Genomic DNA, 16,931 nt, shown 5'->3' on the forward strand with positions numbered 1-16,931 from the left:
CGCGCCTCTGTTCAGGCAGTGAAGCGCACCGACAGGCTCTGCTGGCTGGCAGCCTCAAGCGCGCTGCGATAATCGGGCTGATGGGGCAGCTCATCGGTGACCAGCAGGTCGATCTCCTCGAGCGGGGCGATGCGGCACATGGCGGCGCGCCCCCATTTGCTGGCATCGGCGACCAGAATCCGGCGCTGGGCGTGATGGACCAGCGCACGGCTGACCGCGGCCTCTTCCGGATCGAAATCGAGCAGCCCACCGGCATCGAGACCGCCACAGCCGAGGACCGCGATATCGACCTGATGACGCGCGAAGAAGGCCACGGTGGCGCTGCCGACCACGTCGAGATCCTGCGGGCGCAGTTGTCCTTCCGCCAACTGGACGGCGACATCCGGATGAGTCGAGAGCGCCTGCGCCACCTGCAGATTGTTAGTGATCACGCGCAGGCCGCGCCGGGCAAGCAGGGCTTCGGCGACCGCCACCACGCTGGTGCCGATGCCCAGCGCCAGCGTGGCGCCATCGGGAATCTCGGCGACCACGCTGGCGGCCATGGCCTGCTTGGCAGTGCGCGCCAGCATGATGCGCTGGGTGTGTCCCAGGTTGTAGCCGCCCGGTGGGCGCTCGATGCCGCCGTGGCGCCGCCGCGCCAGCCCGCGCTCACACAACACGCCCAGGTCGCGCCGGATGGTCTGGGGCGTGACGTCGAAGGCGTGGGCCAGCGGGTCGACGGCCAGCTGGCCCTCGCGGGCCAGTCGCTCGAGAATCTGTTGCTGGCGCGGCGTCAATGCCTCATTGCTTGCGTGTTCGACGCTGCGACTGTCGCGCTCGATGCCCGGGGTCATGTCTGGGGTAGCCCTTGCGTGGTGGTGTCGTTCGGTAGAGTGGGCTCGCGATCCTCCTCGCTGAAGATGGCCGGGTCATCGCTGATGACGGCATCCACACCCCAGGCCCAGCGCGGTGCAAAGGCGGCTGCATCGTTGGGCGTATAGCAGAGCAGCTTGTGGCCACGGCTGGTGATGTCACTGGCCGCGGCGCGAGTCAGGGCGCGCCAATCGGCATGCACGGAACTTGCGTTCAGCTCATCGGCCAGGCTCTGCCAGTCGTCGGGGATGTCATCGTAGAGCAGGCCGATATGCACCTGCGGGTCGCGTTGACGCGTCAACCGCAGCGCCTGGGGATCAAACGACGAGATGATCAGATGTGAGGCGGGCAGATGAGCACTGGCCATCGGGATGGCGGCATCGACCAGCGCTTGGGCATCGTGGCCAGGGCTGAGCTTGAGCTCCAGATTCAGGCGCATGTCCAGGCGTGCGATCAGCTCCAGCGCCTGCTTGAGCGAGGCCATCCGCTCACCAGCAAAGCACGCATTGAACCAGCTGCCGACATCGAAGGTCTGCACGCTGTCCCAATCGAGATTCTTGAGCTTGCCACGCCCATCCGAGCAGCGATTCACGCCGGCATCGTGCCAGATGACCGGCGTGCCATCGCCCAGCAACTGCACGTCCAGTTCCACCCATTGAAAGCCTGCCTCATGCGCCGCCTGAATGGCGGCCAGGGTGTTTTCCGGCGCATAGGCCGACAGGCCGCGATGTGCGATCGCCAGGGGCAGGGACAGGACGCTGTCAGTTGAATGTGATGCGTCGGCTGAATGTGACGATGAAACCATGGTGAATCCTCACAGAAAGAATGGCATGTCTGCCCGCTACGCAGCTGTGGCGCTGATCGGTCGAGGCGGATCACTGATGCTCAGGCGCGAGACTGATCAGGGCAGGTCTCAAGCATTACCATCCAATGATGACGTTATCAGGGCAAGGGGTTCCGTCGGCCCGCGACAGTACGAAAGCGCTCATTCGATGGCCGCTGTCGCCTGCTCGCGGGTTGCCAGCCGCTTGCCGTCGGCGCCGAACAGATGGGCACGCGCCGGAAGGATTGCCAGGCGCAGCGTCTGTTCTTCCGCGACGGCGTGCTCGCCATCCAGTCTCACCACCAGCGGCTCGCTCTGGCCTTGCAGTCGGCAGTACGCCAGGGTGTCCGCGCCCAGCGGCTCGACCAGCTCGATGCGCGCCTCAAGCTCCGCGGCCCCTGCGGGCAGGGCGTCGGTTGCTTCCAGCACCTGCAGGTGCTCGGGGCGAATGCCGAGGGTCAGCTCATCACCCGTGGCCAGGCCTTCGCCCTCACCCTGCAGGGCAATGGTTGCGCCACACGGCAGCGCAAGGCCTGCCTCTGCCTGGGTGGCGCTCAGGAAGTTCATCGCCGGCGAGCCGATGAAGCCGGCGACGAACTGGCTGGCGGGCTGATCGTAGAGCGCCATCGGCGTGCCGAACTGCTCGACATGGCCGCCATTCATCACCACCAGGCGGTCTGCCAGGGTCATGGCCTCGGTCTGATCATGGGTCACGTAGACGGAAGTGACCTTGAGACGCTTCTGCAGGCGGCGGATCTCGAGACGCATCTGCACACGCAGCTTGGCGTCCAGATTCGAGAGTGGCTCATCGAACAGGAAGACCTGCGGCTTGCGCACGATGGCGCGTCCCATGGCGACACGCTGACGCTGGCCGCCGGAGAGCTGCTTGGGGCGGCGATCGAGCAGCTCGGTCAGGCCCAGCAGCTCGGCGGCCTCGCTGACGCGCTGCTGGATCTCGTCCTTGGGCGTGCGCCGGTTCTTGAGGCCGTAGGCCATGTTGTCGAACACGCTCATATGCGGGTAGAGCGCGTAGTTCTGGAACACCATCGCGATGTCGCGCTCGGCGGGTTCCAGCTCATTGACGCGCTTGCCGTTGATCTCCAGATCGCCCTCGGAGATGTCCTCCAGGCCCGCCAGAGTGCGCAGCAGGGTCGACTTGCCACAGCCGGAAGGGCCGACGATGACGATCAGCTCGCCTTCGCCGAAGGCCAGATCGATGCCATGCAGGGCCTTGTAGCCATTGGGGTACTGCTTCTTGAGCTGCTTGAGCGCCAGTGTTGCCATGAGTTGTGTATCCAGAGCGGTGGCGTGACGGGCAAGTCTGTCCATCACGACGTAACGGAATCAGGGGGCTTGGGGCGATGTGTCGCGGGTCGGAGCGCGAGATTACTTCTCGCTGTCCACCAGGCCCTTGATGAAGTAGCGCTGCATGAACAGGATCACCAGTACCGGCGGGCCCATGGCCAGCAGCGTGGTGGCGGTGACGTCCTGCCACGGAACCAGCCCATCACCGGTGGTCAGCATGCGCTTGAGGCTGACGACGATGGTCAGGTAGTCGGCATCGGTGGTGATCAACAGTGGCCACAGATACTGATTCCAGCCGTAGATGAACATGATCACGAACAGTGCCGCGATGTTGGTCTTCGACAGCGGCAGCAGGATGTCCTTGAGAAAGCGCCACGGCCCGGCGCCATCGATGCGCGCGGCCTCGACCAGTTCCGCCGGAATGGTCAGGTAGAACTGGCGCAGTAGGAAGGTCGCGGTGGCGCTGGCGATCAGCGGCAGGATCAGGCCGGCGTAGCTGTCCAGCATGTTGAGGTCGGCCACCACCTTGAAGGTCGGCAGGATACGCACCTCCACCGGCAGCATCAGGGTGATGAAGATCAGCCAGAAGCACAGCTTGCGGAAGCGGAACTCGAAGAAGACGATCGCGTAGGCGGCCAGCACCGAGATGATGATCTTGCCGATGGCGATGCCCAGTGCCATCAGCATCGAGTTGAACAGCAGGGTCATCACGTCGGCGCCGAGACTGCTGACCGGGTCTGCCAGCAGCTGGCGATAGTTGTCCAGGCCAGCCTCGCCGATCCAGACGGGGGCGACGTTGGAGTAGAGGTCACCCATCTCGTGGGTACTGGCGCTGAAGGCGATCCAGACCGGCAGGAAGAACAGTGCGCAGCCGACGATCAGCAGGGCATGGCTTGCGATATCAAGCCCGGGGCGGTTGTAGCGCATCAGTACTGCACCTTCTTCTCGACATACTTGAACTGGATCAGCGTCAGCACGCCGACGATGACCATCAACAGCACGGACTGGGCAGCACTCGAGCCCAGGTCCTGCCCGACGAAACCATCTTCATAGACCTTGTAGACCAGGGTACGGGTCGAGCCGGCCGGGCCGCCCTGGGTGGTGGCATCGATGGTGCCGAAGGTCTCGAAGAAGGCGTAGACCACGTTCATCACCAGCAGGAAGAAGCTGGTCGGCGAGAGCAGCGGGAAGGTGATGGTCCAGAAACGCCGCCAGGGGCCGGCGCGGTCCATCGCGGCCGCTTCCAGCAGGCTCTTGGGGATCGCCTGGAGACCTGCGAGGAAGAACACGAAGTTGTAGCTCATCTGCTTCCAGATCGAGGCCAGCACCACCAGCAACATGGCCTGATCGCCATTGAGCTTGTGATTCCAGTCGATGCCGATGGCGGACAGCAGCTCCGGCAGAATGCCCAGCGTCGGGTCGAACAGGAACAGCCATAGCACCCCGGCCACGGCGGGCGCCACGGCGTAGGGCCAGATCAGCAGGGTCTTGTAGGCGTGTGCGCCGCGCAGCACGCGGTCCGCCAGTACGGCCAGTCCCAGCGCCAGTGCCATGGCGCCGAAGGCTACCGCAAAGGAGAAATAGGTGGTCGTCCATAGTGTCGTGAGATATTCCGGCTCGCTCAGCACGCTGACGAAGTTGCTCAGCCCGGTGAATTCCCGCGAGAGCCCGAAGGCATCCTCGACATAGAAGGCCTGTTCGATGGCCTGGTAGGCCGGCCAGAAGAAGAACACGGCCACGATCAGCAGCTGAGGCGCCAGCAGTATCCAGGGCGTGATGGGGTGTCGATTGAAATGGGCCATGCAGCAGGGGTCTCGCAAGCAAGGAGGGACTGGGTGGTTCCGTCGGTAGCACGGAGTCGGCAAGTCTCGGCCGCTCCTGCGCCATCAAGCCGTGAGAGAAGGGAAAGGACACCGGATGTCGGATGCGCTTTCCGCTCTCTGGCTGGAGAAAATAGCGGGAGGGCGAGCCCGGCATGGGCCCGCCCCCGGTGTGGCGATGATCAGCCGTTGGCGCGTTCGAACTTCTCGAGCAGCGAATCGCCGCGCTTGACGGCGTTGTCGAGACCGTCCTGCACGCTTTCCTTGCCGGAGAAGATCTTCTCCAGCTCTTCATTGATCACGTCACGAATCTGCACCATGTTGCCCAGGCGCAGGCCCTTGGAGTTCTCGGTCGGCGTCGCGGAGGTCATCTGGGTGATGGCGACGTCGGTGCCCGGGTTCTCGGCGTAGAAGCCCTGTTCGCGCGTCAGTTCTGCCGCGGCAGTCGTGATCGGCAGATAGCCGGTGAACTGGTGCCAGTCGGCCTGCACTTCAGGCTTTGAGAGGTACTGGAAGAACTTGGCGACGCCCTGGTATTCCTCATCGCTGTGACCGGACAGCACCCACAGCGAGGCGCCACCGATGATGGAGTTCTGCGGTGTCTCGATCACGTCGCTGTCATAGGGCAGCGGTGCCACGCCGAACTCGAAGCCCTTGGCGCTTTCCTTGACGCCGGCATAGCTGGCGGAAGAGCCCATCATCATCGCGCACTCGCCGGAGTAGAACTTGGGTGCCGCGTCATCGAAGCGACCGCCGAACACGAAGCGCTTGTCGGCCTGCCAGTCATCGAGACGCTGGATGTGGTCGACCACGGCGGTCGTGTTGAATTCAAGGCGGGTATCGGTGCCGGCGAAGCCATTGGCCTGGCTGGCGAAGGGCACATCGTTGCGCGCCGAGAAGTTTTCCAGCATCACCCAGGACGGCCAGGTGGTGGTCAGGCCACAGCTGGCGGCGCCGGAATCGACGACCTTCTTGAGCGCGGCGCCCATTTCCTGCCAAGTCTGCGGGAGGGAGTCGACGCCCGCCTTGGCCAGCACGTCCTTGTTGTAGTAGGTCACCGGCGTGGAGGAGTTGAACGGCATCGACAGCATCTTGCCGTCGGTGTCGGTGTAATAGCCGGTGACGGCAGACAGGTAGGCGTTCGGGTCGAAGGCGGTGCCTTCCTTAGGCGCGAAGTCTGCCATCAGCTGATGCACCGGGACGATCGCGCCCTTGGCGCTCATCATGGTGGCGGTGCCGACCTCGAAGATCTGCACGATGTCCGGACCCTTGCCGGCGCGGAAGGCGGCGATGGCGGAGGTCATGGTCTCGGAGTAGTTGCCCTTGAAGACCGGCTTGACGACGTAGTCCTCCTGGCTTGCGTTGAAGTCGGCCGCGATCTCGTCGACCTTCTTGCCGAGCCCGCCCCCCATGGCGTGCCACCATTCCACCTCGGTGGCGGCGAGGGCACTGGCGGAGGCGGAGGCGAAACCGATGGCCAGCGCGAGGCTGGCGAGGCGACGAGTCGCGGTGGCAGTCGTGCGGGTGCTTGCATGATGAGTCGGGCGGCGCATGGTCAAACTCCTGAGAGGTTCCCCTGGCCAGCTTCCGCAACAAAGAAGAAGGACGCTGGCCGCTGACGATCGATGGCGACGATCAAGTGAACATTTTCTTGTTCTTTTGATGATCGTCCGAAAAGCGTAGACGACTCTATAGCGCCCGCCTTACAACTTTGTGACAGGAAGATGTTCATTCGAGCGAGGCTGAACTTATGGCTGAACTTGTGACTGAGTTTGTGAATGAGCAGCGAGTGTGTGGCGCCGCCAGCTCGGCTCAGGCTGGCAAGCGAGGCGCCGGGGGCAACTCAAGGCCGGAATAAGCGGCCGGCGAGCGAGTGTGCTAGTCTTGCGCGCTGAAAATGCCTGTGGCGGAGAACGCGATGAAAGTGGTTGAAGTGAGTGCCGGTGCCCGACGTGATGCCTGTCTGGCGATGCTGTGCGCCGAAGTCCATGGCCGCGAAGGTGGCCTGGATGCGCTGGTGAGTTACGCCGGCGTGCGTGGGGTGTGGTTCGAGAATGAGATGGCGCGCCTGTTCGCGCTGGTCGACGATGCCGAGCGCATCCACTCTGCCGCGCTGCTGGTACTCGACGAGAACGCACGTGGCCTGAATCTGGCGCTGTGGGCGACGCCGACGGTGCATCGCGGTCACGACCACGGCATCGCGCTGGTCTCCCAGCTGTCCGATCATGGCCGCCTGCAGGTACGCATCACCGACAGCTCACTGGTCAGCGTGCTGCGTCGCGCCGGCATCAACGACTGGCTGGAGGCCGAGGCCCAAGGCGATCAGCCGCGCGAGCTGGTCGGCATGAATCCGGCGGCGCGTGTCGGCAACCTGGCGGCCCTCGACGCGCCGCTGCGCCTGGACCGCGAGCGCATCAAGCGCTCCTTCAAGGCGCGCCCGAAGGACTTCGAGACCTACAAGAACGCCTTCGTGCGTGACCTGGAGCACTTCGCGCGTCATATCTGAGGATGAGATGACGCAAGCGAATGACATGCTCACCAAGACAAAGGCCCCGCTCAGTGAGCGGGGCCTTTGTGGTTCAGCGATCACTGATCAGTGATCAGCGATCAATTCCTGCGCCGATCAAGCGGGCGTCGGTCAGTCATCAGGCGGCGTCCTGCTGCGGGTTGGAGGCGGTGCCGTCACTCGCCATCGGCTTGCGCACGAAGGCGTCGAATTCGAAGTGGTCGACGGTCAGCATGTCGAGTACCTCGGCTTCGAAGACGCGCATGAAGTCGCCATCCTCGGCGGACAGGATGCCTGCCTCGACCGCCGCTTCGATACGCGCTTCCGGTGACAGTGCGTCGGCCGGAATCTCGCCCTTGTGGTAGGCCTTGGCCAGCGCCTTGTAGATCGGCTCGGCGCGCGGGTAGTCCTTGAGCAGCGCGTTGTAGCGGGCGAGGGCGTTGTCCTGCTGGCCTTCGTCCTGGGCGTCCCAGGTGTTGTCGGTCAGCTTGGCACGCAGTGCAGTGTCGGTGGAGACGGCGCGGGCGATCTCGCGCGTCAGGCTGTCCTTGGGCATGGCGAACTGACGGCCACGCGGCAGGGCGATCACGCGCAGGGTAGTGCCGAGTGCACGGTTGGGCAGGTTGGCGAACAGCTCATCCAGTGCCTTTTCCGCGCGGTGCAGCAGCCACTGCATGCTGTAGTGGAACAGCGCCTCTTCGTGTTCGCAGGCCTCGGATTCGTGCCATTGCTTGAGCGTCAGTGACGCCAGGTAGAGGTTGGAGAGCACGTCGCCCAGGCGTGCCGACAACATCTCGCGCGCCTTGAGGCTGGAGCCGAGGCTTGCCATGGCCGCATCGGCGGACAGCGAGAAGGCGGCGCTGAAGCGGTTGATGTGGCTGGCGTAGGGCGTGGCGACGACGTCGAAGCCAGTGGCCTTGCCGCCGATGCCGAAGCTCTGGGTGAAGGCGCGTGCTGCGTTGCCGAAGATCAGGCCGGCATGGCGGAAGAAGGCCTTGTCGAAGGCGTTCAGGTCATCGGCGTCCTTGGCGGCCAGCTCTTCCAGCACGTAAGGATGGCAGCGGATCGCGCCCTGACCGAAGATCATCAGGTTGCGGGTCATGATATTGGCGCCTTCCACCGTGATCGAGACCGGAGTGCCGGCGTAGGCCACGCCGATGTAGTTGCGCGGGCCAAGCGTCACGCCGCGTCCGCCGTGGATGTCCATGCCATCGGCCAGCAGCGAGCGGGCCATCTCGGTCAGCTGGCTCTTGAGGATGGCGGAGGGCACCGCCGGCTTGTGGCCGTTGTCGATCATGTTGGCGGTGTGCAGCACCGACGCCTGGCTGATGTAGTTCATCGCGGCCATGCGTGCCAGCGGCTCCTGCACGCCTTCCATTTCGGCCACCGGCAGATTGAACTGACGACGGATGCGCGCAAAGCCGGCGCTCCAGCCCAGTGCGTAGCGTGAGATGCCCGCGGAGCCGGACGGCAGGGTGATGCAGCGACCCACCGACAGACACTCGACCAGCATCTTCCAGCCCTGGCCGGCCATCTGCTCACCGCCGATCAGAAAGCTGAGCGGAATGAAGACGTCCTTGCCGAAGATCGGGCCATTCATGAACGGCGCGCCGATCGGGTGGTGACGACGGCCGATGTCCATGCCGTCGGTGTCGCGCGGAATCAGAGCGCAGGTGATGCCTATGTCTTCCACGTCGCCCAGCAGGTGCTCGGGGTCGAACATGCGGAAGGCCAGGCCGACCACGGTGGCGACCGGCGCCAGGGTGATCCAGCGCTTCTCGAAGTTCAGGCGAATGCCGACGACTTCCTCGCCATCATGCATGCCGCGACACACGATGCCGGTGTCCGGGATGGAGGTCGCGTCACTGCCGGCACGCGGGCCGGTCAGGCCGAAACACGGAATCTCGCGGCCATCGGCCAGACGCGGCAGGTAGTAGTTCTTCTGTTCTTCGCTGCCGTACTTGAGTAGCAGCTCGCCCGGGCCGAGGGAGTTGGGCACGCCGACGGTGACCATCAGTGTCTCGTTGACCGCCAGCTTCTGCAGCACCAGTGATTGCGCCTTGGCCGAGAAGCCCAAGCCGCCATATTCCTTGGGAATGATCATGCCGAAGAACTTCTCGCGCTTGAGAAATTCCCACAGCGCTTCGGGCAGATCGGCACGCTCACGCGCGATCTCCCAGCTGTTGGTCATGCCGCAGGCGACAGAGCATTGATCGTCGATGAAGGCCTGCTCTTCGCTGGAGATGCCATCGTTGCGCTGTGCGGTCAGGGTGTCCCACTGCGGCTTGCCGGAAAAGAGCTCGGCGTCCCAGAACACGGTGCCGGCTTCCAGCGCCACCTTCTCGGTGTCCGAGACCTTGGGGGAGACCTTCTTGAACATCGCGAACAGACGCGGGCTGAGCCACTTGCTGCGCAGGGCCGGCAGGCCACATACCGCGACCAGTGCCGCGCCGATCAGCAGCAGGCAACCCAGCACCGGCGCGTCGATCGCCAGGCCGACGATACCGATGATGGCGAGAACGCCGATGGCCGCGAGGGCCCCGGCTTCGCGTGCCATGACGGCCAACAGACCGGCAACGGCGACAAGGATGAGGATGAGCTGCGTCATGGCAGGATCTCCGGGTGGCGAGGGATGGTGTCTTTGCATGGCGTTTCTACAGCGTAGCAGCCATGCGTTTAGAACAGTTGTTTGAATTCTCTTCAGCGTATCCCATGTTGCCCGACCCTGCAGTACGTCCAAGGTCTAAGGTGTGCGGATTCATTCTCGAAAAGGGCAGTCGCCCGGGGGAGGCAGTCGGCGAGCGCCAGACCGGGATGAGTGAAAGCTGTCTGGCAGGCATGAAAAAGGCCCCGCAATGCGGGGCCTTGGACGATCGATAGCGCTTGCGTGCGTGAGGTCAGACTACCTGTCGCAGGCGTTGACTCGCACGGGTTCTGGCGTTGATCAGTGCTCAGTCATTGATCAGTGCTTAGCCATTGATCGGAGCGGAGTCGATCTTGCGCTTGGCGGGCTTCTTGGCCGGCGTGCCGGGTTCGATCACGAAGTAATCGGCGTCGGACGGCGGCAGCGGCGCGCGGCCACGAATCTTGTCGGCCATCTTCTCGGCCAGCATGATCGTCGGCGCATTCAGGTTGCCGGTCGGGATGACCGGGAACAGCGAGGCATCGACGACGCGCAGGTTGTCGAGGCCATGTACGCGACCGGCACCATCGACCACCGAGGTCTCGTCGCTACCCATGCGGCAGCTGCCACACGGGTGGTAGGCGGTCTCGGCGTGGTTGCGCACGTACTCGTCGAGCTCTGCGTCGGTCTGCGCCTGGGCGCCCGGTGCCAGCTCGCGGCCGCGGTAGGGGTCCAGCGCGGGCTGGGCGATGATCTCGCGGGTCAGGCGGATGGCGGCGCGGAACTCTTCCCAGTCACGCTCCTCGGCCATGTAGTTGAAGAAGATTGACGGCGCGGCCTTGGGATCGAGTGAGGTCAGGCGTACGCGGCCCTTGCTCTGGGAGCGCATCGACCCGACGTGCGCCTGGAAGCCGTGGCCCTGCACTGCGCTCTTGCCGTTGTAGCTGATCGCGATCGGCAGGAAGTGATACTGCAGGTTCGGCCAGGCTTCGTTGTCATCGCTGCGAATGAAGCCGGCGGCCTCGAACTGGTTGCTGGCGCCGACACCGGTGCCCTTGAGCATCCATTCCAGGCCGATGGGCGGCTGGTTGTACCACTTGAGGGACGGATACAGCGAGATCGGCTGGGTGCACTCGTACTGGATGTAGAGCTCCAGGTGGTCCTGCAGGTTCTCGCCCACGCCCGGCAGGTGATGGACCATCTTCACGCCCAGCGGCTCGAGATGTTCACGGTTGCCGACGCCGGAGCGCTGCAGGATCTGCGGCGAGGCGATGGCGCCGGCGCACAGCAGCACTTCCTTGCGCGCACGCACGCGATGATCCTGACCCTTGCGCTCGTACTTCACGCCGACCGCCGTCTTGCCTTCAAACAGGATGACGTCGGTGGTGGCACGCGTCTCGATGGTCACGTTGGAGCGCTTCTTGGCGGTATCCAGATAGCCGCGTGCGGTGGAGGCGCGACGGCCTTCCTTGGTCACGAAGCGGTCCATCGGGCCGAAGCCTTCCTGCTGGTAGCCGTTGACGTCTTCGGTGGCCGGATAGCCCGCCTCGATGCCTGCCGCGATGAAGGCGTGATAGAGCTCGTTGTTGCCCTGCTTGGGCGTGGTGACCGACACCGGGCCGTCGCCGCCATGGTAGTCATTCGGGCCGATATCGCGCGTCTCGCACTTGCGGAAGTAGGGCAGGCACTCACGATAGTTCCAGTCGGCCAGGATGGGGTCCTTGGCCCAGTTGTCGTAATCCAGCGCGTTGCCGCGGATGTAGCACATGCCATTGATCAACGAGGAGCCGCCCAGACCCTTGCCGCGGCCACATTCCATGCGACGGTTGTTCATGTGCGGCTCGGGATCGGTCTTGAAGTCCCAGTTGTAGCGCTGACCCTGCAGCGGGTACGCCAGCGCTGCGGGCATCTGGGTGCGGAAGTCGAAGCGATGGTCGCGGCCACCGGCTTCCAGCAACAGCACACTGACATCGGCGTCTTCGCTCAGGCGGGTGGCCAGCACGTTGCCGGCGCTGCCGGCGCCGATGATGACGTAATCGTATTCACGCTCGAATTGGCTCATGGAAGGTCCTCTCGTATCGGGTGCCACATGCGGGCACATGACGCCCCGTTCACGACGGGGAGTGGCCACTGCCGGGCTGCTGGATACGTTTGCTTGTCTGTGGTGAGTCGTCGGGGCACCGCATGACAGCAAGCTGCCATCGGGGGCTCAACGACTCATCGGGATTCGGGCACTGCGCGCGGCGCTGGCGAGCGACGCGGCGTGCAGCCGGCATGGCGAGTGTTCGACATGCCGGCAGGTGGGGCATCTGGCGCTTGGTCGTGCTTGAGGCCCGGTCTTGAGGGCCGGTACTTCAGCCTCTGGCGCCAGAGGGTGCTGCTGTCATCAGGCCTTGCGGCCAGTGATGGCTCAGAAGGCGGACTCGAACGGGCCCATCTCGATCAGCACGGACTTGGTCTGGGTGTAATGAGACAGCGTCTCGACACCGTTCTCGCGACCGATGCCGGACTGCTTGTAGCCGCCGACCGGCATCTCGGACGGCGACTCGCCCCAGGTGTTGACCCAGCAGATGCCGGCTTCGAGCTGGTGAATCACGCGATGCGCGCGGTTCAGGCTCTCGGTGAACAGGCCAGCCGCCAGGCCATAGGTGGTGTCGTTGGCGCGACGGATGACTTCCTCTTCACTGTCGAAGGACAGGATGGACATCACCGGACCGAAGATCTCTTCCTGCACGATGCGCATGTCATCGCTGCAGTCGGTGTAGACGGTCGGTGCGACCCAGGCGCCCTTGGCGAAGTCGCCTTCGCTCATGCGCTCGCCGCCGACCAGCAGACGTGCGCCGTCCTGCTTGGCGATCTCCAGATAGGAGACGACCTTGTCCAGGTGCTCGAAGCTGACCAGCGGACCGAAGGTGGTGGCGCGGTCCTGCGGGTCGCCGGCCTTGATGCGCGCGACGCGCTCGACGATCTTGGCTTCGAAGGCGTCCTTGACGCTGGCTTCGACGAACACGCGGGTGCCGTTGGTGCACACCTGACCGGAGCTGTAGAAGTTGGCCATCATGGCGCCGTCGGCGGCACGGTCGAGATCGGAGTCGGCGAACACCAGCAGCGGGGACTTGCCGCCCAGCTCCATGGTGACTTCCTTGAGGCTGGAAGAGGCGGACGCGGACATGACCTTCTTGCCGGTGCCGGCTTCCCCGGTGAAGGATATCTTGGCGATATCCGGGTGCTCGGTGAGCATCACGCCGACGCGGGCATCGCCCTGCACGACGTTGAACACGCCGTCCGGCAGACCGGCTTCGGTGAAGATCTCGGCCAGCTTCAGTGCGCTCAGCGGAGTGACTTCGCTGGGCTTGAAGACCATGGCGTTGCCGGCGGCGAGAGCCGGGGCAGACTTCCAGCAGGCGATCTGGATCGGGTAGTTCCAGGCACCGATGGCGCCGATGACGCCCAGCGGCTCCTTGCGGGTATAGACGAAGGCTTCCTGACGCAGCGGCATCTGGCTGCCTTCGATGGCCGGCGCGAGGCCCGCGTAGTACTCGAGTGCATCGGCACCGGTGACGATGTCGACCGCTTCGGTCTCGGACAGCGGCTTGCCGGTGTCGAGTGTCTCGAGCAGCGCCAGTTCGTCGTTGCGCTCGCGCAGCAGGTCCACGGCGCGACGCAGGATGCGTGAACGCTCCATGCCGGTCATCGCGGCCCACACCTTCTGACCCTGCAGGGCGCTTTCGACGGCGGTATCGACGTCGGCACCGCTGGCCTGCTGGATCTCGGCGATGACTTCGCCGGTGGCCGGGTTGACGGTCTCGAAGGTCTCGCCGGAGGTAGCCTCGACCCGACGGCCACCGATGTAGAGGGTCTGGGTCGGGAAGCTTGCGTTGCCGTTAGCCATGCGTGCGCTCCTTACTGGGTTCAGGGGAAGTGGGGGAGTCTGTCGCGTTCAGGGATGCTGCCATGTGACGTGTCAGCTGGTAGTCAGCGTATTCGTAGGCGAGGCGGCGTGCGCGCTCGACATCGAGGCCGGTCGGGTCCAGCGTACCGCGCAACCACAGGCCGTCGATCAAGGCGGCCAGTCCGGCCGCGGCATCACGTGCCTCGTTCAGCGGCATGCAGCGGCGGAACAGGGCACACAGATTGGAGATCAGCCGTCTGTCGTTGACTCGCTGCAGGCGTTCCAGCGGAATGCGGTGCATGCTGGAGGCCCAGAAGGCCAGCCAGGTCTTGGAGACGCTCTGACTGACCTGGCTGCGGTCAAAGTTGCCGTCGATCACCGCGCGCAGGTGGCTGCGGACGTCATCGTCGGCCAGTGCGGCGCGACGCTCACTGACGGCGCTGCGCAGGTCAGTGAGAATCTGGCGCATGGTGGCTTCCATCAAGCCATCCTTGCCGCCGAAATAGTGGCTGATGATGCCGGTGGACACACCTGCGTGACGGGCGATGCGGGCCACGGTCGCGTCGGCGAGTCCTGCCTCATCGATGGCTTGCATGGTGGCCTGGATCAACTGGCGGCGGCGGATAGGTTCCATTCCCACTTTGGGCATCAACGGAGTCCTTTTCGTATATCGGGTCGGTGTGACACTTGGTGTGGCCATGGTACTGGATCATCACCGGTTTGCCGCGAGCGCTGCACCATGCTGTCGTGTGCAAAGTTTTTATTGAACGTTCAATTAACAAAAAGTGTAGAGGCTGGTTCCCGATGCGTCAAGTTGAGGCAAGGCGGGGCAGCCGGAAGCAGTCAGGGGGCGGTCAGGGATGGTCAGGAGGGGGAGGCGCACGAGGAATCGAGAGCAGGTGGCGGCCAGCGACAGGCGGGCGTTCAAGACTGTGGGTTGGCGAGGCCGGTTGGTAAAAGCGCTACAGTGCGGTAGAACATGGAGGGGCAGCATGTCGATCTCAACGTAGGTTGAACGTTGCGCCGATGGTCGAGAGTTGAATGACAACGAACAATAAAACAAGGGGTTAGCATGAAACGATCACCTGGTAAGGTGCTGTTGGCACTGGGCGTCATCGCCGTGCCGGTCATGGCGAATCAGGCCCAGGCCGCCGTGACGGAAGAATGTCGCACGGTGCGTTTCGCCGAAGTCGGCTGGACGGACATCACGGCCACCACCGCCCTGACGCGTGCCGTGCTGGAGGGGCTGGGCTATGAGACGACCTCTGACACCATCTCGGTGCCGATCGCCTATGCCGGCATGAAGAATGATGACTTCGATGTCTTCCTGGGCAACTGGATGCCGTCGATGGCTTCCATCAGTGACCCTTACATCGACAAGGGGCAGGTCGATCGCCCGCGCGCCAATCTGGAGGGCGCGAAATACACTCTGGCGGTGCCGCAGTATGTGCTGGATGCCGGCGTGACCTCGGTGGCGGACCTTGCCGACAACCTCGAGAAGTTCGACGGTCGCATCTACGGGATAGAGGCGGGCAACGACGGCAACATGATCATTGCCGACATGATTGATGACGACGCCTTCGGCATGGGCGAGTTCGAGATGATCGACTCCTCGGAAGCCGGCATGCTGGCGGAAGTCAAGTCGAAGATTGCCGCCGAGGAGTGGGTCGTGTTCCTCGGCTGGGAACCGCACCCGATGAATACCCGCTTCGAGATGGGCTATCTGGAAGGGGCCGATGATTACTTCGGGCCGAATCTGGGTGGTGCGACGGTGTATACCAATACTCGCGCGGGCTACAGCGAGGCATGCACCAACGTCGGGGCCCTGCTTTCCAATCTCGAGTTCACCCTGGAGATGGAAAACCAGCTGATGGGCGACATCATGGATGGCGGCGAAGATCCGGATGATGCGGCGGCCAGTTGGCTCAAGCAGAACCCTCAGGTGCTGGAGGCCTGGCTCAAGGGAGTCGAGACCGTGGAGGGTCAGCCTGGCCTTGCCGCGGTGAAGACATCGCTGGGTATCTGATCGGCCCGTCAGGCTCGTCTGTTGAGCTTTTGATAAAAAGTGCTTGCAATTCAGCAGCCTGACCTGCAATATACGCCTCGTCGTGTGGCTACATAGCTCAGCTGGTTAGAGCACATCACTCATAATGATGGGGTCCCCTGTTCAAATCAGGGTGTAGCCACCAGTGATTCCAAGGCCTGCATCCGTGCGGGCCTTGTCACATCTGGATGTCGCTTCGTGCGCTTTCGGAGGTGGATCCGGCAGGAGGAATCGAACGAGTTCTGCGGTGGTCTGAATGGCCGAAGGTGGTTGACGCCATTGAGTATTTCCGTATAATTCGTCGCGTGTTCAAGGTTGTTCCTCGATAGCTCAGTTGGTAGAGCAAATGACTGTTAATCATTGGGTCACAGGTTCGAGTCCTGTTCGAGGAGCCAATAGCACATGCAGCATGCTTGAAATGTCAGTCTGATAGCATCCATGATGATGTCACTGACAGATGGATTTCCGGTCGTTCCTCGATAGCTCAGTTGGTAGAGCAAATGACTGTTAATCATTGGGTCACAGGTTCGAGTCCTGTTCGAGGAGCCAATCCAAGGCTTCCTGCCAATGCCGGAAATGACGCTGATAGATGAGTTCCTCATCGTCAGCTTCGATATCGCCCTGATATCGATCGATATTTTGTTGTTCCTCGATAGCTCAGTTGGTAGAGCAAATGACTGTTAATCATTGGGTCACAGGTTCGAGTCCTGTTCGAGGAGCCAATATCACTTCCCTGCTTCCCCTCGTGTTCTCTGCTGGTCGCACCATCGCTGCCTGAGCTTTGCTTGTTGGCCCTGACCACAAGTCCTGTTTCTGAGTGCTGTTCGCAAACCCTGCTTCCTCAGTTCTGCTCGCCAGTCCGCTCCTGCTCCGCATCTTGCTTTGGTATTTCGTGCTGCTTCGGCATTTCGTGCTTTCTGCCTCGAGAGCATGTCCCGCGTCGCCAGCATTCTGCTGTCATCCTCTGTTCGGCAGCTGCCTGGCGTTGCGATGCATGCCATTCCGTTTCTGCTGCTACGTTTTCTGTCTTGTCGTTGCTTCGTATGTGTTGCTGCCTGTGCATTGT

General features: G+C 63.3%; 12 protein-coding genes and 4 tRNA genes. 6 read left to right on the forward strand and 10 right to left on the reverse strand.

Going from position 1 to position 16,931, the window contains the following annotated elements; all coding sequences use genetic code 11:
- Nucleotides 1–11 precede the first annotated feature (11 nt).
- The 6 genes from H2O77_RS03110 to ugpB form a co-directional block, all read right to left on the reverse strand.
- On the reverse strand, nucleotides 12–833 hold the full coding sequence (locus H2O77_RS03110) for a DeoR/GlpR family DNA-binding transcription regulator (RefSeq protein ID WP_215823885.1): 822 nt from the start codon (nucleotides 831–833) through the stop codon (nucleotides 12–14).
- Nucleotides 830–1,657, reverse strand: coding sequence for a glycerophosphoryl diester phosphodiesterase (locus H2O77_RS03115; protein ID WP_215823886.1), 828 nt, complete (start codon nucleotides 1,655–1,657; stop codon nucleotides 830–832). Before H2O77_RS03115 ends, H2O77_RS03110 begins: the two co-directional genes overlap by 4 nt.
- Before the next feature lie 180 nt (nucleotides 1,658–1,837).
- Complete coding sequence (locus tag H2O77_RS03120; RefSeq protein ID WP_215823887.1) at nucleotides 1,838–2,959, reverse strand: sn-glycerol-3-phosphate import ATP-binding protein UgpC; 1,122 nt, start codon at nucleotides 2,957–2,959, stop codon at nucleotides 1,838–1,840.
- 102 nt (nucleotides 2,960–3,061) lie between these two features.
- On the reverse strand, nucleotides 3,062–3,907 hold the full coding sequence (ugpE, locus tag H2O77_RS03125; RefSeq protein WP_043335925.1) for a sn-glycerol-3-phosphate ABC transporter permease UgpE: 846 nt from the start codon (nucleotides 3,905–3,907) through the stop codon (nucleotides 3,062–3,064).
- On the reverse strand, nucleotides 3,907–4,782 hold the full coding sequence (ugpA, locus tag H2O77_RS03130) for a sn-glycerol-3-phosphate ABC transporter permease UgpA (RefSeq protein WP_043335922.1): 876 nt from the start codon (nucleotides 4,780–4,782) through the stop codon (nucleotides 3,907–3,909). The genes ugpE and ugpA overlap by 1 nt, the downstream gene beginning before the upstream one ends.
- 200 nt (nucleotides 4,783–4,982) lie before the next feature.
- Nucleotides 4,983–6,353, reverse strand: a complete 1,371-nt coding sequence (gene ugpB, locus H2O77_RS03135) for a sn-glycerol-3-phosphate ABC transporter substrate-binding protein UgpB (protein ID WP_215823888.1) — start codon at nucleotides 6,351–6,353, stop codon at nucleotides 4,983–4,985.
- Nucleotides 6,354–6,718: 365 nt separating this feature from the next.
- Between ugpB and H2O77_RS03140 the strand changes: the two genes are divergently transcribed.
- Nucleotides 6,719–7,306 (forward strand): hypothetical protein, encoded by a 588-nt coding sequence (locus H2O77_RS03140; protein ID WP_052384812.1) that lies wholly within the window; start codon nucleotides 6,719–6,721, stop codon nucleotides 7,304–7,306.
- A 139-nt stretch (nucleotides 7,307–7,445) separates the two neighbouring features.
- Here H2O77_RS03140 and H2O77_RS03145 read toward each other — a convergent pair whose 3' ends face one another.
- The 4 genes from H2O77_RS03145 to betI form a co-directional block, all read right to left on the reverse strand.
- Nucleotides 7,446–9,914 (reverse strand): acyl-CoA dehydrogenase, encoded by a 2,469-nt coding sequence (locus tag H2O77_RS03145; protein ID WP_215823889.1) that lies wholly within the window; start codon nucleotides 9,912–9,914, stop codon nucleotides 7,446–7,448.
- A gap of 361 nt (nucleotides 9,915–10,275) precedes the next feature.
- A complete protein-coding gene (gene betA, locus H2O77_RS03150; protein ID WP_192838318.1) occupies nucleotides 10,276–11,991 on the reverse strand; it encodes a choline dehydrogenase in 1,716 nt (571 codons plus the stop codon).
- Between the two features lie 348 nt (nucleotides 11,992–12,339).
- Nucleotides 12,340–13,821: a betaine-aldehyde dehydrogenase gene (betB, locus tag H2O77_RS03155; RefSeq protein WP_043335915.1), complete on the reverse strand. Its 1,482-nt coding sequence runs from the start codon at nucleotides 13,819–13,821 to the stop codon at nucleotides 12,340–12,342.
- A complete protein-coding gene (betI, locus tag H2O77_RS03160) occupies nucleotides 13,814–14,470 on the reverse strand; it encodes a transcriptional regulator BetI (RefSeq protein ID WP_215823890.1) in 657 nt (218 codons plus the stop codon). The genes betB and betI overlap by 8 nt, the downstream gene beginning before the upstream one ends.
- Before the next feature lie 480 nt (nucleotides 14,471–14,950).
- Between betI and H2O77_RS03165 the strand changes: the two genes are divergently transcribed.
- From H2O77_RS03165 to H2O77_RS03185, 5 genes are all read left to right on the forward strand, one after another.
- Nucleotides 14,951–15,847 (forward strand): choline ABC transporter substrate-binding protein, encoded by an 897-nt coding sequence (locus H2O77_RS03165; RefSeq protein WP_107336648.1) that lies wholly within the window; start codon nucleotides 14,951–14,953, stop codon nucleotides 15,845–15,847.
- A gap of 86 nt (nucleotides 15,848–15,933) precedes the next feature.
- Nucleotides 15,934–16,010 (forward strand) — tRNA-Met (locus H2O77_RS03170).
- Between the two features lie 174 nt (nucleotides 16,011–16,184).
- Nucleotides 16,185–16,260 (forward strand) — tRNA-Asn (locus H2O77_RS03175).
- 78 nt (nucleotides 16,261–16,338) lie between these two features.
- Nucleotides 16,339–16,414, forward strand: a tRNA-Asn gene (locus H2O77_RS03180).
- Nucleotides 16,415–16,511: 97 nt separating this feature from the next.
- Nucleotides 16,512–16,587 (forward strand) — tRNA-Asn (locus tag H2O77_RS03185).
- Nucleotides 16,588–16,931 lie beyond the last annotated feature (344 nt).

It is taken from the genome of Cobetia sp. 4B (assembly GCF_018831605.1).
GTDB lineage: Bacteria > Pseudomonadota > Gammaproteobacteria > Pseudomonadales > Halomonadaceae > Cobetia > Cobetia amphilecti.